A 14,883-nucleotide genomic window follows, 5' to 3' on the forward strand; every position below is an offset into this window, starting at 1 on the left:
CCGCTCTTTCTTTTTCCATATCTTTCTGTGGCATTTGTAAGTTATTCATTTTTTTTATTGTCACAATCAATCATTGCATATAATTATATCATAATAAGTGTAGATAATGATTTAGGATTGCTATAGCAATAATTTAGTAAAATTGGGTTGTCCTGGGTTCATGGTGAATACGGTATCAGGCACAACTTTTTGCGATTCTGTAATGCCCTCTTCATAAGGATATGCGGTTTGCTTATCACTACCAAATCAGGAGAGCCGAAATTTGTAACAAATCTGAACTTATTGTATAGTTTTTTATCCCATAAATGTTAAGAACAAATCTTACATAATAATGAAACAAACAGCTTTTTTAGTAACTGCTCAATAACCGCTGAAAAAACACAATAACCGCTGGCAAATCAGGGGAAAATCAGGCTCAAACCTAGTAAAATTGTTGGATTGCATTCAGATCCTCTAAATTTACCAGCGGTTATTGAGCAGTTACATTTTTTAACACTACTGTTGAAACAAACAGCTTTTTTAACACTACCGTTAATGAAAGGCTGCCGAATTAACTCGGCAGCGCTTTCCTGTTATTTAAGCTGATTGAGTTGAGTGATTCTGAGCAAAGCAGGCAACATCGAGTCAGGCTTGTCTCCAGTTTTGAGAGCGATTTCTAAATCAAACAAAATCGAGAGCGATCGACTTAAGAAGTTCGCAGATACTTCCTTAACCTCCTGCTTAAGGAAATATAGCCGTTTGGGGTTACTAATTCCGCACATACTAGCAATTTCGCTATCAGAACGTTGTTGGCCGGAATTGAGAGTAGCTTTTACCCACAGCCAAGTTTTAAACTGGGTTTGAAGAGTAGCAATAATTGCCAAAGGAAACTCTGCCCTTGAGAGCAATTCGTCAAGCACCTTAATTGCTGCCACTGCTTGACCTTTTAAAAGGGCTTCGGCAAGTTGAAAGCTACTGGCTGTGGTAGCGGGAACGAGGGCTTTTGCTGCCTCTTTCGTAATACGCTCGCCGTCGGTATAAATGGCTAATTTCTCTAGTTCACTGACTCTTCTAGCAGAATCGTTGCCAATGGCTACCGCTAGATAACTGACAGCATCTCTAGCAATTGAGAGATTCATCTGTTTAACAGTATTCGCGATCGCACTTTCAATCAAATCAGTACGCCAAGGGGGAATCAAAGTAAATTCCTTAAGTTGACCAAACTGCAACAAATGCTTGACCACCTTGAGCCGCTTGTCGATCGCACCAGCAGTGAAGACTAAATGCGTCGTGGTAGGTAACTGGGGCAAGATTTGGAGCAATTCTAGCCCAGTTTCTCCAAATTGCTTGAAATCGCAATTTTCAACGACAATGAGTTTGCTTCCTCCGCCGAAAGGAACTGAAGCAGCAGCAGAAAGGGCAGCATCTAGGGAAGAAGCATCGAAGCGGTGGATGTTAAAATCTCGCCAGAGAGGGTGAGTTTGAGTTTTGCACTTTTCCACTTCACGGGCGATCGCGTAGGTATCATTCCCAATTAAGATATAGATCATGCTGCTAAATCCTCCTGTTTTTTGACAGTGACATTAACAGAACGACCGAGAGCTTTAGTGACGATACGCTGCACGGATTCAAGGTGACTTTTAAACTTAGTCGCGTATTTTCTTTCTACTACTAACACACATGAATCAGTAGAAAGTTCTGCAATTTTAGCTCGGTTCAAGAGGTCGCGATTGCCTGGTTTCGCTGCTGCCACTACTTGCGCCCAAGTTGCCTCTAAGTCAGGAGCAGGAGCAGGAGCAGGAGCAGTAGCCTTAACATCTTGAAGGCTTTTATCAAGTTTGTCAAATCGATTAGATTGGGAAGTTGCCGATAATCGCATTTCGGGAGCAGCGGGTTCGCTCTTACGCATCAAGTTCAGCAAACAGACTTCTAACCAGGTAGCAGCATTCGTACTGGTTCTCAATTGAAATTCTGATTTTTGCAATTGTGTACAAGCCGCATCAATTGTTTCAAAATCGAAAGTGCTCGCGAGCGATCGCAGTTGTGAGTAGCCAACGGGCCCTGTAATTAAATTTTGGCAGTGGCGCGTTGATTTGACAATGAGCAAATCTCTCATTGCTGCTAGCAACTTGCTGAGAATCAGTTTGGGGGTTTTGCCGCTGTCAATGAGCGTTCTCGAAAATTGCAGTACGCTTAACGTATCGCCAGAATGAATGGCTTTGAGAAGGGCGATCGAGTCTTCCTCGCTGATGCTCCCAGAGACTTCTGCCACTGAAGAAACCGTAATCTCTGAATTTAGTAGTGAAAGCTGAGAGAGTAGTTGCAGGGCATCCCTTAACCCCCCGTCACAGGTGCGAGCGATCGCCCACATTGCCGAACTTGCGATCGCAATAGATTCAGCGACGCTAATTTTATCCAATTGTCCGATAATAGCATCAACTGACAGAGAGCGGAAGTTAAAAGTTTGGCAGCGGGAGATAATTGTTGGCAACACTTTATGTGCCTCAGTCGTACAGAGAATAAACACCACATGAGCTGGAGGTTCCTCTAAACATTTGAGGAGAGCATTTTGAGCGCTGGTACTGAGTTGGTGGCATTCGTCTAAAATCCAAATGCGGTACCGGCTCATCGCTGGGGCAAAGTTGCTGTGCTGGATTAATTCTCTGGCATCATCCACGCCGTTGTGTGAAGCAGCGTCGATTTCAGTCACATCTAAGCTGGAAGTAGAATCAATGGTTTTGCAGCTTGAACATTCTTCGCAAGGAGTGGCGGCTGGCTTTTTGCTATTCAAGCAATTGAGGGATTTAGCGAGGATGCGAGCGGTTGAGGTTTTGCCTGTTCCTCTGGGCCCAGTAAACAGGTAAGCTTGAGCAATTTTGTCGGAGGCGATGGCATTGGTCAAGGTTGTTTTGATGGTATCTTGACCTACTAATTCTTGTAGGTTTTTTGGTCGGTATTTGAGGTGCAGTGGTTGGTACATTTTGAGGTCTTAGCATAATTTCAATTACTATTCCCCGATAGGGGAGTATGTGTGTCACGGAAAAGCAACTTAGGGTCTAACAAAATATAGCCTAAGAAATGCAGACCCTAAGTCGAAGCAATTGATTTGCAAAGGATGCACTATTTTACTTAGGGTCTAACAAAATATAGCCTAAGAAATGCAGACCCTAAGTCGAAGCAATTGATTTGCAAAGGATGCACTATTTTACTTAGGGTCTAACAAAATATAGCCTAAGAAATACAGACCCTAAGTCGAAGCAATTGATTTGCAGAGAATGCACTATTTTACTTAGGGTCTAACAAAATATAGCCTAAGAAATACAGACCCTAAGTCGAAGATACAATTGATTTGCAGAGAATGCACTATTTTACTTAGGGTCTAACAAAATATAGCCTAAGAAATACAGACCCTAAGTCGAAGATACAATTGATTTGCAGAGAATGCCAATCTTCTACCAGCCCACTGAATGAGCGCAATCAATGTTTTTGCGTCATTGTAGCAGTTGGTTATTGGCAATAGATATTATTTATTGCGAGTAGATCTATCAAATCAAGAAAATTTATCGATCGCCCTAAGCAGAGATTTCAAGCGTTTGAGGGACTTCTTCACTACTCAGCAGGCGGGTAAAAGCAGGGCTGTCGGCTGGCGATGGTGACTGAAATCGCTTAGGGTCTGTTTTTATCAGGCTGAGTTTTGTTAGACCCTAAGTAGAAGTAGGGCAGTTCTATAAACCGATTATATTCTTTCTTAGGGTCTGTCTTTTTTATTTTTGCTTAGGGTCTGTTTTTATCAGGCTGAGTTTTGTTAGACCCTAAGTAGAAGCAGGGCCAGCCACTGGCGAGCATGGCGATGGTGGCTCTCAAACGCTTTTTTTGTCAAACGCGGGCGATCGATAAATCTTCTTGATTTGATAGATCTACTCGCAATAAATAATATAGCGTTTCGAGCGAAAGATGAGGTATGCTGAGGTATGCTGTAACCCTTACAGTGTAAAGCTTTTCAGGTCAAAATTCGTCTGCTAACTAAAGTGAGAAAGGCTATATCTATTGCCAATTGCCAACGGCTACAATGACGGAAATACGTTGATTGCGCTCATCCAGCGTGCGGGCTGTTTCTACTTAGGGTCTAACAAATTTTAACCTGAGAAAAACAGACCCTAAGTAAAAATAAAATTGATTTACATCTTGCCAATTTTTTACTTAGGGTCTATAATGAGGAGAGTTAAACACACCCTAAGTAAAAGCAACTAAAGGTTACTACCTACCTCCTTATACTCGCTTAGGGTCTACAAATAAAGTATTTTCAGTAATAGACCCTAAGCAATATGCCTGAAACAACCCTCGATACCGCACAGAACTTAGCCGCGCAGTTAGAGCTAGAGGAATTGAAACGCTTGCAAGCATTTGTCAATGCTTTAGTAGAGGCCTCCCCCAGCACAGAATCAAGGAGTGCTACAGAACCTTCTCCTACTGCTCCAACCTCTGCTGCTGTTGAGGAGCAGCCATCAGTCACGACATCGGAAGATCAACCCAGAGCCAAAGGCTCTATCGAATGGAAGTTAATTCCTGACAAGAAGACGGGAAAGACTTATGGCCCGTATCCTTATTTGAGGTGGTGGGATTACAACAACAAAGGCTGGCAAGTACGGCGTTCCAAGTATCTTAGGGGCTATCGTGGCAAGCCCCCAGTAAAACAGCAAACTAAGTTTCATCAACCCCTTTGAAATGGAGATTAGAGCAGGAAGTCTCAATTAGGGTCTATTAAGTTAGCCTCGGAACTGCTAGAGAGAAACGAGTTCACCGATAGATATCGTTCTTCCCTACATATTATTCTTGTGGGGCGATAACATATTCACAATCTATTGCTTCCGCACCAGAAACGGGTGTTCCAAACGGTGCAATCAGCATGGGAGCCGTAGGAGTTGCCATTAACATCCGCAAATCCGAACTAGAAACAGCTTTAACTGTATCAATTAAATAGCGGATGTCACACTTGAGCCGAAAGTCACAACCGAAGAGTTTGGCATCAACTATCTCAGTACCAGAACTGAGAGTATTATTGAGTGAAATTCGCACTTGTTGACTATCTAAATCGAATTCAAAAATTGCTGTAACATGGGACTTGTCGCTGTGAGAAGCTACCCGCTCTAAGGCTTTCAAAAAGCTGAGCTTCTCTACCACAACTTGATGGCTAAGTTCATGCCGATACGGAGCAATAATCTGGTCGCAATTCGGGTATTTTCCTTCTAATAACTGCGCTGTCAGCCGCCACTTGTTCCACTCAAAAGCAACAAAATTACTGCTATTGTCAGGCTCAGTTTCATAGTAAATAGCTACTCTGTCAGTGGGATTCAAAGTCCGCTCTAATACCCGGAGTACCTTAGTGGGTACTGTAAATTCCACGTTTCGAGTGTTCAAAATATCGGAATCACTGCTTTCACTGAATCCTACAACCATTGCTATCCGATGCCCGTCTGTTGTCCAAACTCTCAATTGAGAAAGTCCCCTTTCTGCGTCGTGGCTGAGTTGAAAATTAGCTCCCGTTAAGATCCGTTTGGTTTCTTCAGAACTTACAGCAAATAAGCTGGCTTTGAGGACAGCAATTAACACACTAGCAGGAATGGTCACCAGTTTTTGTTTAAGGCTCTTGATAGCAGGGAATTCGTCCGCAGTTAGCCCACGAATGACGTGCTTGCTCCTTGATGCACTCAGAGTGGCACTGACTGATGGAACGTCACTTCCTTTGATAATTTCCCAAGAACTCTTTAAGGTAAGGCGACTTTTCGGAAATTTTCCGAGAATATCCGCGAGTATGGTTGCAGGGAGAGTGAGTTTGCCAGATTGTTTGACATTAGCTTCAAAACTCGCTTGTATCCCAAATTCCAGGTTATAAGCAGTTAAATGCAATTGTCTAGTTTCGGCATCTGCTTCTATGAGAATATTGGATAAAATGACGTGGTTGTTATTGCTATAAATGCTGCTTTTGAGAGTTTGGATGTAATCATTTAATTCTCTGGCATCACAGGCAAATTCAACGATTGAAGGGGAAGGAGAAGGCTCCGGCAATATCTCATCGTTTGATTGAGTTCCTAAATCAGAAGCATCTGCGGCTGAAAGTGGTGTATATTCTGTTGATTTTTCAGAGGCTTCTACTTGTTCTGAAAGTGCTGTTTCCGGTTCAGAAGTTGAAGAATTTTTTGTGATTTTTGTAACAGATTTTCCAGCCTTAGCGGAATTAGTCACTGTTTCAGGAGAGCGTTTTTTCTTGGTTGCTCTCTGTACTACTTTTTGCTGAGGGGGTGTTTCTGTAACTCTAGATTTTGCCATAATTAGTTGTGTGTCAGAAGTTCGATTTGCCGCTGCGGTAGCAGCACTCGCGAGCGGTGGCTGAAAAAAGAGAGTCGTGGAAATAGTGGAACCAATATGGTTGAGAGCAGGTTGATTATTACCTTTAATTGTTAAAAAATAAAGGTAATAATCAACCTTTATTTTAGGATGATAAATTTGAGCTGGTTGATTAATAAAATCGTAATCTAAGTAGCAGTTTTTGGGAGTGCATCTGGTCGAAAAAAAGAGAGCGAAGCATTCCGGCATATAAGTTATTGGTGAACGTCTTATATTTACAGAGGTCATGCTTCGCCCTACTGATATATTATTCTAAGTGATATGTCGCCTTTTTCACAAACCGATCTATTGCTATTTTATCCCTACTTTCTACTGCCTATCATCAAAAGTTAGTTGAACCAGATTAAGCTAATTTTGCTATTGCCAGTTTAACTCGGGATGAAATTGGATGGACAAATAGTATCCGTTGGCGGCAGCGACTCGTTCCGACATACAAGAGGCGGTGGTATTCTTTAAGTTTCTGTTTACTGCTCATTTCTTTTCCCACCAATAGCCTAGTCAAAATGTCATTAATGTCCAAACCCACTTCATCAAAAGTGCTGCCTTGAGAATTGTGAATAGTCAGGGCAAAGCAATTGTCAATTTCGGCAAATATGTCGTCCTTAAACCAATAATACTTGCGCCATAAAAATCCGCTGCGCTGGGCACTCTTGAGTTTTTGCTTAAGTTCAGCCTGGTAGCGTTTATTTTCGGATTCATGCAGCACAAAGATTTGCCGAAATAAACCGTCATCGGTCACAATCTTTAAAAGCCATACTCGATAGCCGTAGTGTTGGCTCGTTTCAACTTCTTTAATGGTAAATTCAGTTGAAGTGGGCAAAATAACGGTCTTACAATCAGGGGCCATGACTGGTTTCTTGGTAATCAGCCTTTCTCCCGCTATGAATCTGGGGGCTGTTTGACCGTAAACTTGTTCTCGGAGGGCCTGATTGTAATAGTTGACTTGCTTGTTTGTCCAGCACAGAATCCTAAAGCAGTCTGGGTTAGAAGTGAATTCGCGCTTGATGGTTTTGAGGGCATATTGCAGGAGTGTTTCTGACTTAACTTTGAATGCACCGTTAGATTTGTTCCCTTGAGTGTAGGTAGAATGTGGCAAGAACATATCGGTTTTATTCTTGACACAAGAACGGCATTCGGTGATGAAGTCGAGGACGGGACTTTCTCCAGCTTGCCTGACAACTTCGGTTAGCATAGTTTTATTGGTAATGCTGAAGACAGGCGAGCGTTTTTCTCCGACGGGGTTAAGCTGAGCTGGGTCGCCCATGAGAATTAATTTGCGGTGGTTGAACAGGGTACGTTCAAATCTGCGATCGATCCAATCCCACAGTTGAGTCCCAACCATTGAACATTCGTCGAGGAAGATTATATCATATAGGTGCAGGGTACTCAAACTTGTCTGCTCCAAAGTTTTCTCTTGTTCTTTTTGAACCATGCCTAGTCCTAAAAGTTGGTGTATCGTCATAAAATCTACTCCGAAAATGCCTTGAGACGCTGCCATTTTTCTGAGGATGCCGACTGCTTTGTTGGTGGGGGCGGTGAGGGCAATTCGCTTGCTTTTACTCAAGAGTTCTTTGATAACTTGGAAGACAATTGTACTTTTTCCTGTGCCTGCGTAACCGCAAAGCAAGAAGAATGACTCGGTACTGGTTAGAAAGGCTCTTACTTTTTCTAGGGCTTGCTGTTGTTGCGGTTTGAGTGCGAAGGGAATTTGTTTAAATTCCTGCGGTCGTTCTAGTAAGGTTTGAATCATTATTAGTGCTTGGTGCTAATTTTATCATTCTCTTAATAAGCGTTAGCTTTTTGATTTATTTATCACCTAATGAGTCGGATTCACAGCATATTAAGTCTTTAAACTTGAGTTTTTCTATCATTTCTAGCTGCTGCACCCGCGCTTGTTAGCTGTGGAGACGGAAGGTAGCTAGCACTGCTGGTCTGGGCTTCTTCATCCAAATCGATTTATTCAAAAATTAATCGCTGAACATCAACTCAAGTTACTCATTTTTGAAGCTATTAAAGAGGAGATAGTTTTATGGAAAGAATAAATTACGGAGAATTAGTCCAAACAATTCTATCTCAACACTCAGGGAATGACCTAGATACTGAAACAGAAGTACAATTAGTTTTTGATACGAAACGGGAGCATTATCAAGTGCTTCATTTGGGCTGGTACGAGCAAAAACGGGTTTACGGCTGTGTAATTCACGTTGATATAAAAAATGAAAAAATTTGGATTCAGAGAGATAGAACGGAAGCAGGAGTGGCGAATAAGTTGGTAGCTGCTGGAGTTCCTAAAGAGGATATTGTTTGAGCTTTTAAAGCTCATTATGTGCGTCAATTTACTGATTTTGCAGTGGGTAAATTGAGTCTATCTTTTAATATTTAATGCGGACACATCCGCTTACTCAAGCTGCCGGGGATCTTCTGAGGGAGGATGCCAACCAGCCTGAACCCATAGCGCACGGGCTTCTTGGATAGAACGTTCTCCTCTATAGCGTTCGTCGTTGAGGTCAAGACGCTCACAAGTAGCTCGACCGATGGGAGTTGTGCCGACAATCTTTGTGCCGTATGCGTTCCAGTTGAAGTGGTCAGACCACTGCTGTTGACGGGGATTAAATAAGGGCAGAATTGCTGAGGTTTCGACATCCCGACCCACAATGAAATTATAACGATGCTGGTTACAACGGCTGCAAGCCAGAGCTAGGTTATCAGAATTGTCGGAGCCACCTAGAGAGCGCGGCTGGATGTGATCGATGGTGAAACGAGAAGTGCTGATTTTTTCTGGAGAGTGGCAATATTCGCACAGGTAGCCTGCACGTTTCCGCACCAATTGCCTTATCAACTCATTAATAGTCATTGCTGGGCAACCAAGAGTGAATTGAGGTAGGTAAAGATGCGGTCTAGTTCCCCTATGGCATTGAGTTCTGCCTCTTCTTCTAGGATCAGCGAACCTGTCTTGTTCTTTTCTAGCAGGTCTTCGAGACGAGATTGCAACTCGTCGGTAAATTTGAAGAGTCGAAGGTTATCAATTTTATCAACTTTAATGCCCGTTTCCAGCAAGGATTGTGGGCTAATCACTACTTGGATCATAATTTTGCTGCTCCAGCACAAAGCACTAGCTTAACCTTAGCCAATTTTGATCGACCACCATTTTTTTATATTTTATTAAGAATGATTAGGCTCATCAAGTTGTCAAAGGTAGGGTTGTTAGATTTTAACATAGATTAGTTAGGGTTGGAGGAAATATGAATGTGCGATCGCCAGTCCAGAGAGCGATCGCCAGTCCAGAGAGTTCGATTTGTTGTAACCACCTGCGTACAGTAGCCCTAGCCCTGTGTACCTTAAACGTTTGGAGCGATCGCATTTTCCGGCTCATCTTCTAAAAGGCATCCCTTCTAAATCAAGTTCAGCAACTTTTGCCAAAGCTTCTAAACGCTTCTTTAATGTTTTATGCCGGGGACATTCTACAGCGTATTCGTATTTAGAGCCTGTATGTTGAATATCTGGAACTTGGCAATCAATTAAGTTGCTAAGGTAGCCGACTAGCTTTTTGACAGGTATTAGCCAAGCTTTAGCTAACGCTTTAGTACGGAACCCAATCCAAGCTCTAAAGTAGGAGCCGTCTTCGCTAATCTGATAAGCCACATTGGGGGATAATTTAACAATAGCTTCGATACGGGCAATACCCAAACCTTTGAGTTCGTTTAAACTGTAATTTTGGATTTCTCCGCTGTTCCACTCGATTTGGAATGGACGTATATTTTCAACGTTCAAGCGTTGGACTATCCCCCTTTGTTGAACTCCTTCTCGGCATTTTAAAATAGAATCTCCCTCTTTAAATCCGTAGAATCCTTGTTTCTTGGCTAGGTTTTTTAGGTACTGCTCCCAGGTTTCTTCCCAAGCTATGTTAAAGTTGAGAAGTTCGTAATTTTCTTCGCTCAATTGTCGAGTCAGTTTTTCTTTGAATTGCTGTTTTTGAATTGGCATAGCGAATTCTAAGAAGTTGTCAGGTATTTCGAGAGCTAAATACGTCTTAGCTCTGATTTTGAGGTCAGTAACAGACAAACTGCGAGCGGCTTTTAACTGCTGAGGCGCAGGAATATCTATGGTACAACTTGTCGGAAAGCCTGGAAACAAGTTAATGGGAAAGAGATAAAATTGGCCGAGAGTCAAGATGAAAATGTGGTGTTCAGTTAGCGATTCTACTTGGAAAATAGTTGTGTTACTGAATTGTACCTGTTGCGAATTAGCAAGTACGATGGTTGTGCAAGCGGGAAGTTCTCCCGTAGTTTTTTTAGGAATAAACTGAGGCACAAGGGAGATTTTGAGGACACAGATTTCATCAAGTGTATAATCCCAAGAAAAGCTGTCTTCGCTGTTACTAGCATCCCAGGTAATTCTTATAGGTCGATCGGTTTGATTTAGAGAAGTGACAGTACCGTAATGCTCACCAGTTTTGATGATATCGCCTACTTTAAAGGGAAGTTGATCGGAAGGATGCGGAGTGAGAAAAGGGAAAATTACCGCTACCACTTGTTTAACTTCACTAGGGGGAGTGTTGTCAGATTTAGAGCAAATAGTTGAGATACCGATTAAAGCGGTGTTAGAGTCCATAACCTTTGAGAAGTTAATTTTTTTTCAACTTCTCCCGTTAGGGGGTATCTTCTCAAACAGAAGTTTAAAACTTTCTAGTTTTCGCTAGCATCTTTGGTGCATATAAAGCAAATTTCGGCTTTATTTAGGCTTAAAATTTGTTTAAGTCCCGCTAAATATATCGCCAAGAAAGCAACTTGGACAGTGCCTGAGTGAGTCAAGGTCTGGGAAATTACAGTCAATCCTAGTCAGATTGAGCTGATTCAATCCTTTGCCGACGATGCCTACACGAAACGCTACAACTCGACACAGTATTAAACAAAAAAAAATCTTAATAAAGTTAGCAAAATAAAGGGAAGGGGAGGGTAAAGGTGTATTGTTAAACCTTTACCCTCCCCTCTACTATCTCAGATTTTTCAGATGGGTATGAGGGCTATGTCCTTAATTTTATCAAGCTTTTGACGGGGTTGTTATCCCGTTAGTTGTAGCTAACCAGGATTTGTATCAAGTACGACTAAACTTTATGAGAGATGAACAACTGATAAATTCTGAGCGCATAGAACCAGATTTAAGGTTAAGGAAAGTGGCAAACTTACGCAAGTCCTTTGTCAAAGTGAGGCGGAATAGATAGTCAGTAACGATTGAGGCAATCGTTTGATTAATTGTGAGACTCTGAGCGTTAAGATTAGCCAACTCAGCACAAGATAAATGGGTATTTTCCAATTCTTCAGGTCGCAATTCTATCAAATTGGGGCATTGTAAAACAGGAGAGGGAAGTGCTCCCATAATACCTATTTTCTTAAACTTATCCAGGTGCGGAGTTAGCTCTTCAAAGCTATTATTGCTGCCCAGTAGAATTTGACCGCTATCCAAGTTATTGCCAGCATCAAGATACCAGATTCTCGGAATCTCAGCGTGGCGGTTATTCTCTAGCGTTTTGCCCAAGGAACGGCGAGCAGCACTATTGTCAACGCAGCCAATGATAATTACCAAATAATTCCAGTATGATTTTACCAGTTTGGGGTCAAAATAGTCAGGAATTGCACTAATTTCTAGCCCCCAGGTAAGATTGTAACGCAAGGCAAGAGTAGTGGCTTTATTCAATCCAAGTTCAGATTGACAAAATCTCTGCCTCCCCAAATTTTTCCCTTCCACAATATCGGGATCTACAAAGGTAATATTGACATTTTTCCCAACTTGTTTGAAAACGTAAGCTAATCTCGCTAAACTTTCAGCTACATAAGAGCCAGTGCCGCCACAGCCCACGAGCCATAAGTGAAGGTGAGAGTAATCTTTGAGGAGGAGAGATGTGGAATTTGTGTACTCAAAGTCGAGGTTTAAGGGAGTTTTGGTAAGCATCAGTGATCAAATGTGGCTCTTCAAATACAGAATTAGCTTTAATTAAGCTATAGTGTCCGAAAATTCCGATTCTCACTAAAATCTCAGGAGTCAAGGTATTAACTTTACCCAAGACTGCATAGAGGCGAAAACCCCGCTCGTCAGCATCATCTGTGCTGCTAAAGAAAGCAGGCAATTCTGCGTGAGAGTGGCACTCAATTAAAGCAGTTGAGTAGGATGAATTATCGAGAGGTTGGCAGGTTGTTCGTGTAGTCAATTGGAGTGGAATTGTCAGTTGCCATTGATTACTACTGTCAAGGGATAGGTGAAATAAAATCTCTGTGAGATTGTCACTGCTATCTTTGGTGAATACAGCTTTTGTCAATATAGAAAGTAGCAGTTCTGATGGTACTAAACGAGTGTCAAGGTGCAAGTAGGGTTCTATAGGTGGCAACCCTTTGATAGTATTGGGCGTTGAATTTGCGACAGGAATCATGGCCTCTAGTCCGGGGCGAACTGAACGCACAAACACGCCGTTATAGGCTGTAACGTATTCGCAGAATACTCCAGTAGCAATGGGAGGCAAGGGAATAGAGGCATGAATGTGGTTGAAAAGTTTTAGCATTAACTTAAACTTTGTGTTGAACAATAAATGTTGAGTGCAGTCCCTACATAAAAGTTTTGATTTAGGTAGGGTTAGCAATCAATAGGAGGTGTTGCACTAAAGAGTCAATTGAAGGACTGTACCTCACTTCAACTAAATCTTTAACAGGATAAATACGCCTTTTTCTCAAGGCTAAACTTTTCAGATATTCTCTGACATCCTGGGGAAACTTTCGGCTTTTCTGGCTGGATAAGTCAGCATTGAAAGGAGTGGTTATGAAGCTCTGCCAAGCAATGTCAATGGTTTGAGTTGAAGCAACAGGTGGAGTATTTTCCCCCCAGCAAATTAAACCGTTTGGATGGATGTTTGGTAAAGGAGTGTGGTAAGCTTTCGACTCTGGGTTGAAAGTAGCAAGATCAGTTGCAAATACCCAATATTGAGTGTTGTGTCCTACAAATACCAAGGCAGTTAGTGGAATAGTAATGGGTTTACTATCATCAAATTGGAGGTTATATTGGGCAGGAGATATGAATTTTACTACCCAATTTCCTTGAGAGTTAGTTCCCCACCTTATGACTCCTGGAGGCATCCAATCCGTATCAATCGGCTCGTGAGAAAATGCAGTTCTCAAACTGACAGAGGAGAGTAGTTTGTAGTGTTCCTTTGTTCCTTCTCGATAATGGAACAGATATTGTTCTTTAATGAACAGTAATTCAGCATCAATTTCTGCTAGCTGTCGGGGAGCTGTTTGCAGAATTTCACGAAAGACTTCTCCTGACAAATGTTGCATAATAACTTGAAATCGATAGAGGTTATGGAGCTAACCCGATAGGTAAGGTTAGCTCATGCTGGACAATTAATATTCGTTCGACTGCATTAGCGTAGCAACTCTCCAAGTTTTGTCGGGGTCTTCTGGACATTCAGAACCAATTTCTTGATTTTCCAGCCATGCTTTTTTGTCAAAATAATCAATTTTGAAAAAATAGCTTTTACTGTCAAGTTGAATGCTCAAAAAATCTCGTTCTCCGTAGGGGTTGTTGCCCGCTTCAAAACTGTTAAAATCTCTGAGTAATTGCAGTAACTTTTGTTGCTGTTCGGGAATAAGAGCTTTTACAGCTTGAGTAATCCGAATTTCACCAATTTTGGTATCTCCTTGACGTAATTGGTCATTAAGACGTGCAATTCTTTCGGTTGTTGTTATAGTTTCAGTCATAATTAATACCTCAATTTCCAACAACTACAACCGCACTAGCGGTTGCTGGTTCACTCGTAATTATTCGGATTCAGGGGTAATTCAAATTTACAAAGTGCTTTTGTTCCAGAGTTCAATAATTTGCTGAAAATGTCGATGGCGGTCAGTAGCCAGCCAGTCAATGACCTGTTGAGCCTGGGTTATTAATTCTTTAGCACTTTGCCATTGTTCTGATAAAAATATCAAGTTTTCGACTGTCCATTCTCCAAATTGATACTCGTATTGAGCGCAGCCGTCAAGCCAAATATTACCCGTTGAGTAATTGAGGAAACTCAGTACAATTGGCACCCCTTTTACGGGAAATTCAGCCAGAGAGCAAAACTGTTGGAATTGCTGATGATTGATACTATCTGGTGGTAGAATCTGAGAAAATGAAACTTCAAATTCTTGTTCATACCAATCTTTCACCTCATTTTCAGTTAGCCAATTTAGTCCTTCCGAACTTAGAGATAGCAGGATTTGCCATTCAGGAGCTAAGGAATCAATATCTTCATAGCTCAACCAATCCAACCCCCAAGACTCAATCAGGAGTTGGTCGAGGCGTTCTTCTTGTGCTATTTCTAATTGCCAGGGGCTGATCGGGATAAGTTCTGTGTAAGGATTCAGGTAAAAAATAGTTGATTGAGAGCCGAAAAATATGGTAATGTAGTCAGATGAGCGAAAAGCCAGAGTTATCAGCAGCACTAAAATTAGGAATAGTTGAGCAGTTAAGCCG

General features: G+C 41.8%; 15 protein-coding genes. 2 read left to right on the forward strand and 13 right to left on the reverse strand.

All coding sequences use genetic code 11. The annotated features are described in order from the left end of the window. Nucleotides 1–572 precede the first annotated feature (572 nt). The gene (gene holA / locus K4039_RS25365) at nucleotides 573–1,529 is read right to left on the reverse strand and encodes a DNA polymerase III subunit delta (protein WP_265239283.1); all 957 of its coding nucleotides are present in this window, start codon (nucleotides 1,527–1,529) and stop codon (nucleotides 573–575) included. Beyond that, nucleotides 1,526–2,959: a DNA polymerase III subunit gamma/tau gene (dnaX, locus tag K4039_RS25370; RefSeq protein WP_265239284.1), complete on the reverse strand. Its 1,434-nt coding sequence runs from the start codon at nucleotides 2,957–2,959 to the stop codon at nucleotides 1,526–1,528. The genes holA and dnaX overlap by 4 nt, the downstream gene beginning before the upstream one ends. Before the next feature lie 1,345 nt (nucleotides 2,960–4,304). Between dnaX and K4039_RS25375 the strand changes: the two genes are divergently transcribed. Further along, nucleotides 4,305–4,703, forward strand: a complete 399-nt coding sequence (locus K4039_RS25375; RefSeq protein WP_265239285.1) for a hypothetical protein — start codon at nucleotides 4,305–4,307, stop codon at nucleotides 4,701–4,703. Between the two features lie 103 nt (nucleotides 4,704–4,806). On the opposite strand, the gene dnaN is transcribed toward K4039_RS25375, so the two are convergent. Further along, a complete protein-coding gene (gene dnaN / locus K4039_RS25380; protein ID WP_265239286.1) occupies nucleotides 4,807–6,306 on the reverse strand; it encodes a DNA polymerase III subunit beta in 1,500 nt (499 codons plus the stop codon). Nucleotides 6,307–6,727: 421 nt separating this feature from the next. Continuing rightward, complete coding sequence (locus tag K4039_RS25385; protein ID WP_265239287.1) at nucleotides 6,728–8,134, reverse strand: ATP-dependent RecD-like DNA helicase; 1,407 nt, start codon at nucleotides 8,132–8,134, stop codon at nucleotides 6,728–6,730. Nucleotides 8,135–8,413: 279 nt separating this feature from the next. On the opposite strand from K4039_RS25385, the gene K4039_RS25390 reads away from it, so the two are divergent. Continuing rightward, nucleotides 8,414–8,692, forward strand: coding sequence for a XisI protein (locus K4039_RS25390; protein ID WP_265239288.1), 279 nt, complete (start codon nucleotides 8,414–8,416; stop codon nucleotides 8,690–8,692). Between the two features lie 90 nt (nucleotides 8,693–8,782). On the opposite strand, the gene K4039_RS25395 is transcribed toward K4039_RS25390, so the two are convergent. The 9 genes from K4039_RS25395 to K4039_RS25435 all read right to left on the reverse strand — a co-directional run. Further along, the gene (locus tag K4039_RS25395) at nucleotides 8,783–9,238 is read right to left on the reverse strand and encodes an HNH endonuclease (RefSeq protein WP_265239290.1); all 456 of its coding nucleotides are present in this window, start codon (nucleotides 9,236–9,238) and stop codon (nucleotides 8,783–8,785) included. Continuing rightward, complete coding sequence (locus tag K4039_RS25400) at nucleotides 9,235–9,471, reverse strand: hypothetical protein (protein ID WP_265239291.1); 237 nt, start codon at nucleotides 9,469–9,471, stop codon at nucleotides 9,235–9,237. The genes K4039_RS25395 and K4039_RS25400 overlap by 4 nt, the downstream gene beginning before the upstream one ends. A 124-nt stretch (nucleotides 9,472–9,595) precedes the next feature. Further along, nucleotides 9,596–9,757, reverse strand: a complete 162-nt coding sequence (locus tag K4039_RS25405) for a hypothetical protein (RefSeq protein WP_265239292.1) — start codon at nucleotides 9,755–9,757, stop codon at nucleotides 9,596–9,598. Beyond that, entirely contained in the window at nucleotides 9,754–10,995 is a 1,242-nt protein-coding gene (locus tag K4039_RS25410; protein WP_265239293.1) for a hypothetical protein, read from the reverse strand. The genes K4039_RS25405 and K4039_RS25410 overlap by 4 nt, the downstream gene beginning before the upstream one ends. Nucleotides 10,996–11,478: 483 nt before the next feature. After that, the gene (locus K4039_RS25415; protein ID WP_265239295.1) at nucleotides 11,479–12,333 is read right to left on the reverse strand and encodes a PRTRC system ThiF family protein; all 855 of its coding nucleotides are present in this window, start codon (nucleotides 12,331–12,333) and stop codon (nucleotides 11,479–11,481) included. Then, a complete protein-coding gene (locus tag K4039_RS25420) occupies nucleotides 12,299–12,937 on the reverse strand; it encodes a hypothetical protein (protein ID WP_265239296.1) in 639 nt (212 codons plus the stop codon). Before K4039_RS25420 ends, K4039_RS25415 begins: the two co-directional genes overlap by 35 nt. A gap of 61 nt (nucleotides 12,938–12,998) precedes the next feature. Beyond that, on the reverse strand, nucleotides 12,999–13,706 hold the full coding sequence (locus tag K4039_RS25425) for a prokaryotic E2 ligase family D protein (RefSeq protein ID WP_265239297.1): 708 nt from the start codon (nucleotides 13,704–13,706) through the stop codon (nucleotides 12,999–13,001). Between the two features lie 66 nt (nucleotides 13,707–13,772). Further along, nucleotides 13,773–14,129, reverse strand: a complete 357-nt coding sequence (locus tag K4039_RS25430) for a DUF3768 domain-containing protein (protein WP_265239298.1) — start codon at nucleotides 14,127–14,129, stop codon at nucleotides 13,773–13,775. A gap of 87 nt (nucleotides 14,130–14,216) precedes the next feature. Next, nucleotides 14,217–14,883: hypothetical protein (locus K4039_RS25435; RefSeq protein WP_265239299.1), on the reverse strand; the 667-nt coding region annotated here is incomplete at its 5' end.

Source organism: Lyngbya sp. CCAP 1446/10 (genome assembly GCF_026130175.1).
Lineage (GTDB): Bacteria > Cyanobacteriota > Cyanobacteriia > Cyanobacteriales > Microcoleaceae > Microcoleus.

What these genes read in the sequence shown, in the direction of transcription:
- K4039_RS25390 (WP_265239288.1), top strand. Translation starts at nt 8,414, where the DNA reads ATGGAAAGAATAAATTACGGAGAATTAGTCCAAACAATTCTATCTCAA.
- K4039_RS25410 (WP_265239293.1), bottom strand. Translation starts at nt 10,995, where the DNA reads ATGGACTCTAACACCGCTTTAATCGGTATCTCAACTATTTGCTCTAAA.
- dnaN (WP_265239286.1), bottom strand. Translation starts at nt 6,306, where the DNA reads ATGGCAAAATCTAGAGTTACAGAAACACCCCCTCAGCAAAAAGTAGTA.
- K4039_RS25430 (WP_265239298.1), bottom strand. Translation starts at nt 14,129, where the DNA reads ATGACTGAAACTATAACAACAACCGAAAGAATTGCACGTCTTAATGAC.
- K4039_RS25425 (WP_265239297.1), bottom strand. Translation starts at nt 13,706, where the DNA reads ATGCAACATTTGTCAGGAGAAGTCTTTCGTGAAATTCTGCAAACAGCT.
- dnaX (WP_265239284.1), bottom strand. Translation starts at nt 2,959, where the DNA reads ATGTACCAACCACTGCACCTCAAATACCGACCAAAAAACCTACAAGAA.
- holA (WP_265239283.1), bottom strand. Translation starts at nt 1,529, where the DNA reads ATGATCTATATCTTAATTGGGAATGATACCTACGCGATCGCCCGTGAA.
- K4039_RS25395 (WP_265239290.1), bottom strand. Translation starts at nt 9,238, where the DNA reads ATGACTATTAATGAGTTGATAAGGCAATTGGTGCGGAAACGTGCAGGC.
- K4039_RS25385 (WP_265239287.1), bottom strand. Translation starts at nt 8,134, where the DNA reads ATGATTCAAACCTTACTAGAACGACCGCAGGAATTTAAACAAATTCCC.
- K4039_RS25405 (WP_265239292.1), bottom strand. Translation starts at nt 9,757, where the DNA reads ATGAGCCGGAAAATGCGATCGCTCCAAACGTTTAAGGTACACAGGGCT.
- K4039_RS25400 (WP_265239291.1), bottom strand. Translation starts at nt 9,471, where the DNA reads ATGATCCAAGTAGTGATTAGCCCACAATCCTTGCTGGAAACGGGCATT.
- K4039_RS25420 (WP_265239296.1), bottom strand. Translation starts at nt 12,937, where the DNA reads ATGCTAAAACTTTTCAACCACATTCATGCCTCTATTCCCTTGCCTCCC.
- K4039_RS25375 (WP_265239285.1), top strand. Translation starts at nt 4,305, where the DNA reads ATGCCTGAAACAACCCTCGATACCGCACAGAACTTAGCCGCGCAGTTA.
- K4039_RS25415 (WP_265239295.1), bottom strand. Translation starts at nt 12,333, where the DNA reads ATGCTTACCAAAACTCCCTTAAACCTCGACTTTGAGTACACAAATTCC.